This is a genomic window from Variovorax paradoxus (assembly GCF_030815855.1).
Taxonomy (GTDB): Bacteria; Pseudomonadota; Gammaproteobacteria; order Burkholderiales; family Burkholderiaceae_C; genus Variovorax; species Variovorax paradoxus_M.
In genome coordinates this window covers 3,475,875-3,488,834 of record NZ_JAUSXG010000001.1, presented here as the reverse complement: position 1 = coordinate 3,488,834, position 12,960 = coordinate 3,475,875, and the positions used below count along the sequence as shown (strand labels likewise).

Below are 12,960 nucleotides of genomic sequence, written 5' to 3'. Positions count from 1 at the left end.
GTCAATGCGAGCGACTTGCCATCGCTTCGGCCGGGTCATCCGCCTGCCACCCCCCACCCAGCGACTTGAATGCCCCGACCGCCGCGCGCGCCGACTCTGTCTGCGCCTGTGCTCTCGCGTCGGCCACGCGCAGCAGGCTCTCGTCCGCCTGCAGCACTTCGATCAGACTGACGACACCGCGCTGATAGGCCGCGAACGAGTCGCCTCGCGCGCGCCCGAGCGATGCCTCGCCTTGCGCGAGCAATGCGGTTTGTTCTTCGCGCTTGACGAGCGCGGAGAAGGCGTTCTCCACGTCTTCGGTGGCACGCAGCACGGCGAGCCGGTAGGCCGCGAGCAACTCCACGTCCTGCCCCTTGGCCAGTTCGATCTGCGCATCGATGCGCCCGAAGTCGAACAGCCGCCAGCGCAGCCCGAGAAGGGCCGCCGCCTGGCTGGCGTCGCCGGTGAACAAATTGCCGCTGGCCACAGACGTGGCGCTGCCGACCGTTCCCCCCAAGGACAGCTTCGGGTAGTACTCGGCCACGGCCATGCCGATGCGCGCGTTCGATGCCGCAAGGCGCCGCTCGGCGGCGATCAGGTCGGGCCGGCGCCGCAGCAATTCGGCGGGCGATCCGGTGGGGCCGATGCGCGGCGGGACGGGAATTGCAGCCGCTGCCGCCAGTTCGGCGCGGTGCGCGCCCGGCGCCGCGCCCAGCATCACGTCGAGCGCGTTCATGGCCGCAGCCTCGCCCGCTTCCAGCACCGGCACGGACGCACGCACCTGCGCCAGCGCACCTTCGGCCTGCCTCAGCTGGAGTCCGGCGGCCAGCCCCTTGCCGTGGAGCAGCTCGATCTTCGACAGCAGTTCCTGCTGTGTGCCGACCTGCCGGCGTGCCACGTCGAGGCGGGCCTGTAATCCGCGCAGCATGATGTAGATGTCCGCGGTCTGCGCGGCCACGCCGAGGCGCGTGGCGGCTGCGCCGGCCTCCGAGGCCTGGTGGTCGGCCAGCGCAGCTTCGCGTCCCCGGCGCAGGCCGCCGAAGATGTCCAGCTCCCAGCTTCCACCCAGGTTCGCTTCGTAGGCGTTGCCGTAGCGGTCGAAACCCGGCTGCGAATTCAGCACCTGGCCCAGCGGCGTCTCCACCGACTGGTAAGCCCGGGCGGCTTGTCCGCCGAGATTGCCCGAGGGCAGCAACGCAGCATTCGCCGCCCCCAGTCCGGCACGGGCCTGTGCCATGCGGGCGGATGCCTGCGCAAGATCGAGGTTCTGTTTCAGCGCCTGTTCGACATAACGGGCCAGTTGCGCATCACCGAACGCGGTCCACCATGTCACCAGTTCGGCGTTCGCGGTAGCGGCCCGCCGGTCGAGGGCGGCTTCGCCGATGAACCGGTCCGGCAAGGTCGGGGCGGGCCGGACATAGTCGGGTCCCACAGCGCAGCCTGCGAGCAGCAGGCTGAACAGCAGGGGCAGGGCGAGGGTACGTTGGGACATGGGTTGCTCCGGTACGGCTGACGGAAGGCAGAAAGAAGTGAGTGACTATAATTCAATTTGGTCACTTGTTGTCGTTTGTTTGTCCGGGCGGTAAGCTCTGGGCATGAACAACGCAACTTCTTCTCCGCCGGCCGCGCGGGGACCGGTCGACCACGACGTGCGCGCACAGATCGTCGTCGCGGCCACCGAGCATTTCAGCCGCTACGGATACGAGAAGACCACCGTTTCCGACCTCGCCAAGGCCATCGGCTTCTCGAAGGCGTACATCTACAAGTTCTTCGAGTCGAAGCAGGCAATCGGCGAAATGATCTGTTCCAACTGCCTGCGCGAGATCCAGGTGGACGTTCGCGCCGCGGTCGACGGAACCGACCGCCCGCCCGAGAAACTGCGCCGCATGTTCAAGGCTCTCGTCGATTCGGGCCTTCGCTTGTTCTTCCAGGAACGCAAGCTCTACGAGATCGCGATCTCGGCGGCCAGCGAACACTGGCAGTCGGCCATCGCCCACGAAGCCTGTATTCGGGAGCTGCTCGTCGAGGTGCTGAAGCAGGGGCGGGAGTCCGGCGACTTCGAGCGCAAGACGCCGATCGACGAGACGGCGGCGGCCATCTACCTGGTCATGCACCCTTACGTTAACCCCCTGATCCTGCAGCTCAGTTCCAGCTACACGGACCAGGCTCCGGCCCAGTTGTCGGGTTTGGTGCTGCGCAGCTTGTCGCCGTAGTCAAACAATTTTCCTGGTGACTATTGACTAAATTGGTCACTGTTATGAGAATTGGAGCCCTGATCGATTCGTCAATGGGCTCCTCATGCACTCGCGCCGCCTCCTTACATCCGCACTTGTCTGCGCCTTGCCGTTCGCATTGGCCGCCTGTGACGACAAGACCCTGGCCGATCCGCGCACCCAAACGCCACTGGTGCGCGCCGCGACGGTTCAGGCCGCCACGTTGGCACCGCGTTCGTTCACCGGCACCGTAGCCGCTCGGGTTCAGAGCGATCTGGGTTTCCGCGTCTCGGGAAAGGTGCTGGAGCGCTTGGTCGATGCAGGCCAGCCGGTCAAGCGCGGGCAACTGCTCATGCGCATCGACCCCGTCGACCTGAAGTTGGCGGCGCGTGCGCAGCAGGAGGCCGTGGCCGCGGCCCGAGCGCGTGCAAAACAGACGAGCGACGAAGAAGCGCGCTACCGCGACCTGCGCGGGACCGGCGCCATTTCCGCCTCGGCCTACGACCAGATCAAGGCCGCGGCGGATGGCGCCCAGGCCCAGCTCGGCGCGGCCGAAGCAGGGGCCGAAGTCGCGCGCAATTCCAACCGCTATTCGGAACTCATTGCCGATGCGGACGGCACGGTGCTCGAGACGCTGGCCGAGCCCGGCCAGGTCGTCAACGCCGGGCAGCCGGTGGTCCGCCTGGCGCAGGCCGGGCGCAGGGAGGCCGTGGTGCAGTTGCCCGAAACGCTGCGCCCGGCCGTCGGCTCCGGCGGGCAGGCCACGCTCTTCGGCAAGGAAGGCGCTGCCGTGCCCGTCAAGCTCAGGCAACTCTCCGACGCGGCCGACAAGCTCACGCGCACCTTCGAGGCGCGCTATGTGCTCGATGGCGAGCTCGCCAACGCGCCTTTGGGGGCCACGGTGACGGTCCGCATTGCAGACGGCAAGTCCCCCAGGACAGGGGGCGTGCAGGTGCCCATCGGCGCCCTGTTCGATACCGGCAAGGCGACGGGCGTGTGGGTCATCGGCGGCGATCCGTCCACGGTGCGCTGGCAGCCGGTGACCGTCGAGCATCTGGACGACGACCGCGCCCAGGTCGCCGGCCAGCTCAAGCAAGGTGACCAGGTCGTCGCGCTCGGCGCGCACTTGCTGCGCGAAGGCGAGCAGGTGCGTGTCGCGGCCCCGGCCGCCACGCCGGCGGTGGGCGGAGCCCACCCATGAGCGAAGGCCGCTTCAACCTGTCGGCGCTGGCCGTCCGCGAACGCGCCATCACGCTGTTCCTCATCTGCCTGATCTCGCTGGCAGGCCTGGTCGCGTTCTTCAAGCTCGGCCGCGCGGAAGATCCGGCCTTCACCGTCAAGGTGATGACCATCATCACGGCCTGGCCCGGCGCCACGGCGCAGGAGATGCAGGACCAGGTCGCCGAGAAGCTAGAGAAGCGCCTGCAGGAGCTGCGCTACTACGACCGCGCCGAAACCTACACGCGGCCCGGCCTGGCGTTCACCACCTTGACCTTGCTCGACAGCACGCCGCCCGCGCAAGTGCAGGAGCAGTTCTACCAGGCGCGCAAGAAGGTCGGTGACGAAGCGGGCAACCTGCCTTCCGGCGTGATCGGGCCGATGATCAACGACGAGTACGCGGACGTCACCTTCGCCCTGTTCGCGCTCAAGGCCAAGGGAGAGCCGCAGCGCGTGCTGGTGCGCGATGCGGAAGCGTTGCGCCAGCGGCTGCTGCATGTGCCGGGCGTGAAGAAGGTCAACATCGCCGGCGAACAGTCGGAGCGGATCTATGTCGAGTTCGCGCACGACCGGCTGGCGACCTTGGGCATCGGGCCACAGGATGTGTTCGCCGCGCTCAACAACCAGAATGCCCTGAGCCCGGCCGGGTCGGTGGACACCAGCGGCCCGCAGGTGTTCGTTCGGCTGGACGGCGCGTTCGACACGCTGCAGAAGATCCGCGACACGCCCGTGATCGCGCAAGGCCGCACCCTGAAGCTGTCGGATGTGGCCACGGTCAGGCGCGGCTACGAAGACCCGGCCACTTTCATGATCCGCAACGGCGGCGAGCCTGCCTTGCTGATCGGCGTGGTCATGCGGGAAGGCTGGAACGGGCTCGACCTGGGCAAGGCCCTGGACGTGGAAGCCCGCGCCATCAACGCCGAGTTGCCCCTGGGCCTCGGCCTCACGAAGGTCACGGACCAGTCGGTGAACATCAGCGCGTCGGTCGACGAGTTCATGGTCAAATTCTTCGCGGCCCTGCTGGTCGTCATGCTGGTGAGCTTCCTGAGCATGGGCTGGCGCGCGGGCCTGGTGGTGGCCGCCGCGGTGCCTCTGACGCTGGCCGTGGTCTTCGTGGTGATGGCCGCGACCGGCAAGAACTTCGACCGCATCACGCTCGGCTCGCTCATTCTTGCGCTCGGCCTGCTCGTGGACGACGCCATCATCGCCATCGAAATGATGGTCGTGAAGATCGAGGAGGGCTACAGCCACGTGGCCGCTTCCGCCTATGCCTGGAGCCATACCGCGGCGCCGATGCTCTCGGGCACGCTGGTCACCGCGGTGGGCTTCATGCCCAACGGCTTCGCGCCGTCGACCGCGGGCGAATACACCAGCAACATGTTCTGGATCGTCGGCATCGCGCTGATCGCATCGTGGGTGGTCGCCGTGGTGTTCACGCCGTATCTAGGTGTCAAGCTGCTGCCGAACTTCAAGAAGATCGAGGGCGGCCACGCCGCCATCTACGACACGCCGCGCTACAACCGGCTGCGCCGCGTGCTGGCGCGCGTCATCGCGCGCAAGTGGTTGGTGGCGGGCGCGGTGGTCGGCCTCTTCGTCGTGTCGATCCTCGGCATGGGCGTGGTCAAGAAGCAGTTCTTTCCTATTTCCGACCGGCCCGAAGTCCTGGTCGAAGTGCAGATGCCCTACGGCACGTCGATCACGCAGACCAGCGGCGCCGCGGCCAAGGTCGAGGCCTGGCTCTCCACCCAGCGCGAGGCGCAGATCGTCACGTCTTACATCGGGCAGGGCGCGCCGCGCTTCTACTTCGCCATGGGGCCCGAACTGCCTGACCCCTCGTTCGCGAAGATCGTGGTGCGCACGGGCGGCCAGGAAGAGCGCGAGACCCTGAAGCACCGGTTGCGCCAAGCCATTGCCGACGGCCTCGCGTCCGAGGCGCGGGTGCGCGTGACCCAGCTCGTGTTCGGTCCGTACTCTCCGTTCCCGGTCGCCTACCGCGTCAGCGGGCCCGATGCGAACGAGCTGCGCAAGATCGCCGCCGAGGTGCGGCAGGTGATGGACGCCAGCCCGATGATGCGCACCGTCAGCACCGACTGGGGCACCCGCACGCCCACGCTGCACTTCACCTTGAAGCAGGACCGCCTGCAGGCTGTGGGGCTCAGTTCCAACGCCGTGGCGCAGCAGCTGCAATTCCTGTTGAGCGGTGCGCCGGTGACCACCGTGCGCGAAGACATCCGCACCGTGCAGGTGGTGGCCCGTTCGGCCGGCGGCACCCGGCTCGACCCCGCGAAGCTCGCGGACTTCACGCTCGCCGGTGCCGGCGGCCAGCGCATTCCGCTGTCGCAGGTCGGCGAGGTCGAGGTGCGCATGGAAGAACCCGTGATGCGGCGGCGCGACCGCATACCCACGATCACGGTGCAGGGCGACATCGCCGATGGGCTGCAGCCGCCCGACGTGTCGAACGCTATCACCGCGAAGCTGCAGCCGCTGATGCAGAAGCTGCCGGCCGGCTACCGCATCGCCGAGGCCGGCTCCATCGAGGAATCGGAGAAGGCGACGAAGGCGATGCTGCCGCTGTTCCCGATCATGCTGGCGGCCACGCTCCTCATCATCATCTTCCAGGTGCGCTCGATTTCCGCGATGGTCATGGTGTTCCTCACCAGCCCGCTCGGGCTGATCGGCGTGGTGCCGACCTTGCTGCTGTTCCAGCAGCCCTTCGGCATCAATGCGCTCGTCGGTCTCATCGCGCTGTCGGGCATCCTGATGCGCAACACGCTGATCCTGCTTGGGCAGATCCACCACAACCAGCAGGAGGGGCTCGACCCGTTCCATGCGGTCGTCGAAGCGACCGTGCAGCGTGCCCGCCCCGTGATCCTGACGGCGCTCGCGGCGATCCTCGCGTTCATTCCGCTGACCCATTCGGTGTTCTGGGGCGCGCTCGCCTACACCTTGATCGGCGGGACGTTCGCCGGGACGATTCTCACGCTGGTCTTCCTGCCGGCCATGTATTCCATCTGGTTCCGGATCCGGCCCGGCGACGGCAACCCGGCGGCGCATTGACGGCGCTTCATCGCCACTCACTCATTCATTCATTCATTCATTCATTCATTCATTCATTCAAGTCGAAGGAACCACCATGTCGAGTTCATCAGTTGTCGTCGTGACCGGCGCGTCCTCGGGCATCGGGCGCGTGACCGCGGAAATGTTCGTCGCACGAGGCTGCCGGGTGTTCGGCACCGCACGCGACGTGCGCAAGGCGCCCGCGCTGCCCGGTGTCGAATTCGTCGAAATGGACGTCCGGGAAGAAGGCTCGGTTCAGGCGGGCATCGAATCCGTCATCCAAAAGGCGACGCGCATCGATGTGCTGGTCAACAACGCGGGAATGATGATGATCGGCGCGGTCGAGGAAACCGCCACGGAAGAGGCCGCCACCTTGTTCGACACCAACGTACTCGGCATGCTTCGCGTGACGCGCGCCGTGCTCCCGTACATGCGTTCGCAGCATCGCGGGCGGATCGTCAACATCAGCTCGGTGCTCGGTGTGCTGCCGGCGCCATACATGGGCATGTACGCGGCCACCAAGCATGCGGTGGAGGGGCTCTCCGAATCGCTGGATCACGAGGTGCGCCAGTTCGGCATTCGGGCGACGCTGGTGCAGCCGGCGTTCACCCGCACCAACCTCGACCTCAATGCGCCGCGCGTCAAGGCTCGGATCGCGGACTACGACCGTGAACGGGACGTGGTGGCGCTCGCCGTGGCCGAGAGCGTGAGCAAAGCGCCCGAGCCGCAAGGCGTGGCAAACACCATCGTCGAAGCGGCGCTCGGTCCGTGGCGCATGCGCTGTACGCCGCCCGGGGAGGCTTCTCTGTTGACGAAATTGCGCCGCTTCCTGCCCGCGGGGCCGGTGGACGCGAGCCTGCGAAAGAAACTCGGGCTCGCCTGAGTGCCGCCGTGGACAGCCTGGATCTCCTGCGCGCATTCGGGAGGTCGCTGCGTCCGGAAGCTTCTCCCGCACAGCCAAGCATCTCTCGCTCTCGAGGGGTACCGTCAGCAAGTACATCGCGACCCTCGAGAGCCGGTTCGGCGTCCGGTTGCTGAATCGGAGCACCCGCGCTTCTCGGCCATTACCCGGAGGTCAGCATCAGCTTGGTGCTCACGAACCGCATGGTCGACCTTGCGGAGGAAGGCATCGACATCGCGCTGCGCTTCGGCCCTTCGGCCAACGAAAACCTGATCGTTCGAAAATTGGCGTCGATGGAACTCAGCGTTTGCGCCGCGCCCATGTACTGGCGCAAGCACGGGGTGCCCGCTCATCCAGGCGAGCTTGCGCGCCACGTTTCGCTGATCAGCACCCATCTGAATCCCGCCTCCAAGTGGCGCTTCGAAGCCGACGGCCAACCGCTCGAAGTGGCGGTCCATGGAAGGCTGGAGGCCACGGAAGCCGGCCCGCTGATCCAGGCGGCACTGCTCGGGGCGGGAGTTGTCTATCTGCCGTCGGTGATGCTCGAGCGCTACGTCGAGAGCGGGCGGCTGGTGCCCGTTCTGTCGGAGTTCGTTCGCAGCGATATGTGGCTGTCGGCGGTCTATCTGCAGCGTCGGCACAGCACGGCGGTGCAGCGTGCGTTGCTGGATTTCCTGGCAGACCGGTTCAAGCCTGCAAGGCTGCGCGTGAAACATCCCGAAACCACGGAAAGAGACGGCGTGTAGAACATGTCCTGCATCAACCATGGCACGTGGCTGGCAAGGCGACCCCGTTCGGCGGTGAAACTTCCGTCTCCAACCCACCTGGAGATCCCGCGATGCCGGACGATATGGAGATTCGCGTCCCACAGGACGACGAGCAGATCGACATCACAGACCTGAAAGAGGTCGACTACTGGACAAAATGGTTCGGCGTGAGCGAGACCCGGCTGCGCATGGCGGTCGCGTCCGCGGGCACGATCAAGGACGATCTGCGGGTCTACCTTGGGCTTCCCTGACGTGAACGCGCGCGGGGGCTGAGCTCCGGCCGCACCCCCAATGGCTGAGTCGAAGGTTGCCATCTACGGCGCCATCGCCGCCAATGTCGCCATTGCCGCGACCAAGTTCGTCGTGGCCGGCATCACCGGCAGTTCGGCCATGCTGTCGGAAGGCATCCACTCGGCGGTCGATACTTTCAACGGTGTCTTGCTGCTGGTGGGAATCAGGCTGAGCCAGCGGCCCGCGACCGCCGAGCACCCGTTCGGCCATGGCAAGGAGCTGTACTTCTGGAGCCTGATCGTCGCGGTGCTCATCTTCGGGCTGGGCGGCGGCGTGTCGTTCTACGAAGGCATTCAGCACATCCGCAAGCCGGAGCCCATGCGGGACCCGACCTGGAACTACGTCGTGCTGGCCTTGGCCGCGCTGTTCGAAGGCACCAGCTTTTTCATCGCGCTGCGGCAGTTCCGGGCCCAATCCCGAGGCGCGCCCTTCTGGCTGGCACTCGAACGCAGCAAGGACCCGACCACCTACACCGTGCTGGCCGAGGATTCGGCGGCGCTGATCGGGCTGGCCGTGGCGGCGCTGGGCATCTATCTGAGCCACCGCTTCGACCTGCCGGCGCTCGACGGCGCCGCGTCGGTGGTGATCGGGCTGCTGCTGGCCGGCGTCGCGGTGCTGCTGATCGCGCAGGCGCGCGGGCTTCTCATCGGCGAGGGCATTCGCCCCGAAACGGCGCGCGCCATCCGGAGCCTGGCCATGGAACAGCCCAGCGTGCGCGACGTCGGGCGCGTGCTCTCGATGTACATCGGCCCCAACGAGGTGCTGGCCATCGTCGATGTGAACTTCAAGGAGGGCACGGCCACCGGCGAGGCCGCCGATGCCATCTCCGCGATCGAGCAGCGGGTGCGCGGGCGCTTCCCCATGATCAGGCGGCTCTTCATCGAGGCAAGCGAAGCCCCCGTGGAGGCGATTGCAGAAGCTTGAGCCGCCGTGCGCAGCAGGCTCGGGCAAACCCGGCCGAGCCCGGCCGGATCGTCGGCCTTGGCTGACCCTTGCTGCCGCCTTTGCCTGAGCGCTCCGGGGTAGCGCTTGCGCCACTGTGGAATCTCATTCAGGAGATTGCCGCATGAACACGCCCACATCGCCAACATCGCCGCGCGGGAAGCGCTCACCCGATGAACCGGAGATCACCCAGGAAGAGTCCGTGCCCACCGACGGCAGCGACACCGAGGGTGAGGACATGATGAAAAAGGTCGAGAACAGCAAGCTCGAAGACCCCGGCGAAGCCGAGCACAAGACGCCCGAGAAGTCCTGATCTGAACATCTCGAGCGGCCTTTTCGCGCGCGCCATCAAAGCCCTCGCATCCGCCATCGGCGCGGGGGCTTTGTCTTCTCCCGAAGAAGGGCGATGCCCTACAACCGCGCCGCCGCCCGGCCGCTAAAAATCTCCCGCGGGCATTGGCGCCCGGCCTGCAGAGGCGTATCCCCGCAGACAGATCGCAAACAGAACAGGGCAGAGAAGGACTGTCTGTCCATACGATGGAGGAAAAAAATGAAACTCGACGGCACGGCCGGACCGGCCATGCAGGAAAGCCTGATGAAGGTCGGCGTCCCCGGCCTCGACGATGTTCTGGGAGGCGGCCTCATGTCCAACCGCCTCTACCTGGTCGAGGGCACCCCTGGCGCGGGCAAGACCACCATCGCGCTGCAATTCCTGATCGAAGGCGCAAGGCGCGGCGAATCGGTGCTGTATGTCACCTTGTCGGAAACATCGCACGAACTCAAGGGTGTCGCGAATTCCCACGGATGGGACTTGAGCGGCATCGAAGTGCGCGAAATGCTTCCGTCGGAAGCCGCGCTGGAGCCCGACGAGCAGTACACGATGTTCCATCCGTCCGAGGTCGAGCTCAGCGAAACGACCTTGAGGATCCTGTCGGATGTCGATGTGATCAAGCCGTCGCGGGTGGTGTTCGATTCGCTGTCCGAGCTGCGCCTGCTGGCCGGCAGCTCCTTGCGCTACAGGCGGCAGATTCTGGCGCTCAAGCAGTTTTTCTCGGGCCGCCAATGCACCGTGCTGCTGCTGGACGACATGACCGCCATGAAGCACGACCTTCAGGTGCAAAGCATCGCCCACGCGGTGTTGCGGCTGGAGCAGATCAGTTCCGACTACGGCACCGCGCGGCGCCGTCTGGTGGTCAGCAAATACCGCGGCCAGCAGTTTCGCGGCGGCTATCACGACTACCGGATCGAGCGGGGCGGCTTGCGCGTGTTTCCTCGCCTGGTGGCGGCCGAGCATTCGGCAGCGCTCACGCAGGTGCGGATTCCCAGCGGCATCGAGTCGCTCGACGCCTTGCTGGGCGGCGGCATCGAGCGGGGAACGAGCACGCTGTTCGTCGGCGCGCCGGGTACCGGAAAGTCGACGGTGGCGGTCCAGTTCGCGCTTGCCGCCGCGCAGCGCGGCGAGTGCGCGGCGCTCTTCGTCTTCGACGAGAGCATTCACACCTTGCGCACGCGCTGCGACAGCATGGGGATGAACCTGGGAATGCACATCGATGCCGGCCGCATCAAGGTGCGGCAGGTCGACCCCGCCGAGTTGTCGCCCGGCGAGTTCGTGCACCTGATCCGGCTGGCGGTGGTGGAGTCCGGTGCGGCGGTCGTGGTGATCGACAGCCTGAACGGCTACCTCAACGCCATGCCCGACGAGCGCTTTCTGATCGCGCAGCTCCACGAACTGCTCTCCTATCTGGGGCAAGCGGGTGTTGCCACGCTGCTGGTGGGCGCGCAGCACGGGCTCATCGGCATGCAGATGCAGACACCCGTGGATGCGAGCTACCTGGCCGATGCCGTGGTGCTGCTGCGCTACTTCGAACTCGACGGCGAAGTGCGCCAGGCCATCTCGGTGCTGAAGAAGCGCGGCGGCGCGCACGAGCGGACCATCCGCGATTTCTCCATGACCGCCACGGGCCTCCAGGTCGGCGAGCCGCTGCGCAACTTCCGAGGCATCCTGACGGGCATTCCGATTCCCATCGACGGCGTGCAGCCCGCATCGTGAGCGCAGCACCGGCACCCGTCGAGCAGCGCATCCTGTTGCGAACCGCGACCTCCAGGGACGCCTTCATGGCCAACGCCGTATTGGCACGCGCGGAGATCACCACGCAGTCCTGCGCGAACCTGTGCGAGCTGGTCCGGGGGCTGCAGGAAGGCGCGGGCGCGATCATGCTGGCGGAAGAGGTGCTGGCCGATCCGGCCGCTGGCGCGCTGACCGAAGTGCTGGGCTCGCAGCCGCCCTGGTCCGACGTGCCGGTGCTCATCCTGGCGCGACAGGGCGCCGACTCGAACGTCATCACCGAGGCCATGGACAGGCTCGCGAACGTCACCGTCATCGAACGGCCGATGCGGGTGGCTTCGCTCATCAGCACCGTGCGCACGGCGCTGCGCGCACGCAACCGGCAATACCAGTTGCGCGACCTGCTCGACGGGCTGCGCGAATCCGACCAGCGAAAGACGGAGTTCCTTGCAACGCTGGCGCACGAACTGCGCAATCCGCTCGCGCCGATGAGCACCGCGCTCACCCTGCTGATGCGCAAGCAGCACGACGCCTCGGAGGCCAGGCGCTACTACGAACTCATGGGCCGGCAGATCGACCACATGGTGCGGCTCGTGAACGACCTGATGGAGGTCTCGCGCATCACGCGCGGCAAGATCGAACTGCGCATGGAGGCCGTTGCGCTCGAGTCGGTCATCAAGGACGCCATCGAACTGAGTCGGCCCTTGCTCGAAGGATCGAAGCACGACCTGGCCATGGAACTGTGCGATGAGCCGCTGGTGGTGCGGGGCGACGGCGTTCGCTTGACGCAGGTCTTTTCCAATCTGCTCAACAACGCCGCCAAGTACACGGCTCCCGGCGGCAAGATCAGGATCGTTCTGCGCAAAGAGGGTCGCCGCGCGGTGGTCGAGGTCTGGGACAACGGCACCGGCATTGCGCCTGAAATGCTCAAGTCGATTTTCGAGATGTTCGTTCAGGTCAGCGGCACTTCCAAGGCGGCCCAGGGCGGGCTCGGCATCGGGCTGACGCTGGTGAAGAGCCTGGTCGAACTTCACGGCGGCAGCGTAGAGGCAATCAGCGCAGGCCTCGGCCGGGGCGCGATGTTCTGCGTGCGCCTGCCGCTCACGCGGATCGACGCCGGCGTACCCACACCGCAGGCGCCGGCCGTCCGCGGTTGGCCGGCGTCCCTGCCGAACACGGTTCTGATCGTGGACGACAACAGGGACGCGGCCGATGCATTGAGCGACCTGCTGCGATCGCTGGGCGCGTCGACCCGCGTGGCCTACAGCGGCGATGCCGCGCTGCGCATGGTGGCCGACGGGCCGCCGCCCGGCCTTGCGATCCTGGACATCGGGATGCCGGGCATGGACGGCTGCGAACTGGCGATCAAGCTGCGCGCGAACCCCGCCCTCTCGGGATTGATCCTGGTCGCATTGACGGGCTGGGGCCAGCAGGGCGACAAGGAACGCATTGCCATGGCGGGGTTCGACCACCACCTGCTCAAGCCGCTCGACCTCGCGGCGCTCATCTCGATGCTGTAGCGCCGCC

The 12,960-nt window shown here is 66.6% G+C and carries 10 protein-coding genes and 1 pseudogene; 10 read left to right on the top strand and 1 reads right to left on the bottom strand.

Annotated elements, in window-relative coordinates:
- Window position 1: 1 nt before the first annotated feature.
- A complete protein-coding gene (locus QFZ42_RS16550; protein ID WP_307701996.1) occupies window positions 2-1,471 on the bottom strand; it encodes an efflux transporter outer membrane subunit in 1,470 nt (489 codons plus the stop codon).
- Window positions 1,472-1,574: 103 nt separating this feature from the next.
- Here QFZ42_RS16550 and QFZ42_RS16545 point away from each other — a divergent pair, with 103 nt between their 5' ends.
- From QFZ42_RS16545 to QFZ42_RS16500, 10 genes and pseudogenes are all read left to right on the top strand, one after another.
- Window positions 1,575-2,192: a TetR/AcrR family transcriptional regulator gene (locus QFZ42_RS16545; RefSeq protein WP_307701995.1), complete on the top strand. Its 618-nt coding sequence runs from the start codon at window positions 1,575-1,577 to the stop codon at window positions 2,190-2,192.
- Window positions 2,193-2,277: 85 nt separating this feature from the next.
- Window positions 2,278-3,393 (top strand): efflux RND transporter periplasmic adaptor subunit, encoded by a 1,116-nt coding sequence (locus QFZ42_RS16540; protein WP_307701994.1) that lies wholly within the window; start codon window positions 2,278-2,280, stop codon window positions 3,391-3,393.
- The gene (locus QFZ42_RS16535; RefSeq protein WP_307701993.1) at window positions 3,390-6,467 is read left to right on the top strand and encodes an efflux RND transporter permease subunit; all 3,078 of its coding nucleotides are present in this window, start codon (window positions 3,390-3,392) and stop codon (window positions 6,465-6,467) included. Before QFZ42_RS16540 ends, QFZ42_RS16535 begins: the two co-directional genes overlap by 4 nt.
- 76 nt (window positions 6,468-6,543) lie before the next feature.
- Entirely contained in the window at window positions 6,544-7,350 is an 807-nt protein-coding gene (locus QFZ42_RS16530) for an oxidoreductase (protein ID WP_307701992.1), read from the top strand.
- An 8-nt stretch (window positions 7,351-7,358) separates the two neighbouring features.
- Window positions 7,359-8,114: pseudogene (locus tag QFZ42_RS16525) on the top strand (LysR family transcriptional regulator).
- Between the two features lie 92 nt (window positions 8,115-8,206).
- The gene (locus tag QFZ42_RS16520; RefSeq protein ID WP_307701991.1) at window positions 8,207-8,386 is read left to right on the top strand and encodes a DUF3606 domain-containing protein; all 180 of its coding nucleotides are present in this window, start codon (window positions 8,207-8,209) and stop codon (window positions 8,384-8,386) included.
- A 40-nt stretch (window positions 8,387-8,426) separates the two neighbouring features.
- Window positions 8,427-9,350 (top strand): cation diffusion facilitator family transporter, encoded by a 924-nt coding sequence (locus QFZ42_RS16515; RefSeq protein ID WP_307701990.1) that lies wholly within the window; start codon window positions 8,427-8,429, stop codon window positions 9,348-9,350.
- Window positions 9,351-9,492: 142 nt separating this feature from the next.
- Complete coding sequence (locus tag QFZ42_RS16510) at window positions 9,493-9,681, top strand: hypothetical protein (protein ID WP_307701989.1); 189 nt, start codon at window positions 9,493-9,495, stop codon at window positions 9,679-9,681.
- Window positions 9,682-9,918: 237 nt separating this feature from the next.
- Window positions 9,919-11,418, top strand: a complete 1,500-nt coding sequence (locus tag QFZ42_RS16505) for an ATPase domain-containing protein (protein WP_307701988.1) — start codon at window positions 9,919-9,921, stop codon at window positions 11,416-11,418.
- Complete coding sequence (locus QFZ42_RS16500) at window positions 11,415-12,953, top strand: hybrid sensor histidine kinase/response regulator (protein ID WP_307701987.1); 1,539 nt, start codon at window positions 11,415-11,417, stop codon at window positions 12,951-12,953. Before QFZ42_RS16505 ends, QFZ42_RS16500 begins: the two co-directional genes overlap by 4 nt.
- Window positions 12,954-12,960 lie beyond the last annotated feature (7 nt).

Coding starts and splice junctions, on each gene's coding strand:
- QFZ42_RS16550 (WP_307701996.1), bottom strand. CDS start 1,471: ATGTCCCAACGTACCCTCGCCCTGCCCCTGCTGTTCAGCCTGCTGCTC.
- QFZ42_RS16545 (WP_307701995.1), top strand. CDS start 1,575: ATGAACAACGCAACTTCTTCTCCGCCGGCCGCGCGGGGACCGGTCGAC.
- QFZ42_RS16540 (WP_307701994.1), top strand. CDS start 2,278: ATGCACTCGCGCCGCCTCCTTACATCCGCACTTGTCTGCGCCTTGCCG.
- QFZ42_RS16535 (WP_307701993.1), top strand. CDS start 3,390: ATGAGCGAAGGCCGCTTCAACCTGTCGGCGCTGGCCGTCCGCGAACGC.
- QFZ42_RS16530 (WP_307701992.1), top strand. CDS start 6,544: ATGTCGAGTTCATCAGTTGTCGTCGTGACCGGCGCGTCCTCGGGCATC.
- QFZ42_RS16520 (WP_307701991.1), top strand. CDS start 8,207: ATGCCGGACGATATGGAGATTCGCGTCCCACAGGACGACGAGCAGATC.
- QFZ42_RS16515 (WP_307701990.1), top strand. CDS start 8,427: ATGGCTGAGTCGAAGGTTGCCATCTACGGCGCCATCGCCGCCAATGTC.
- QFZ42_RS16510 (WP_307701989.1), top strand. CDS start 9,493: ATGAACACGCCCACATCGCCAACATCGCCGCGCGGGAAGCGCTCACCC.
- QFZ42_RS16505 (WP_307701988.1), top strand. CDS start 9,919: ATGAAACTCGACGGCACGGCCGGACCGGCCATGCAGGAAAGCCTGATG.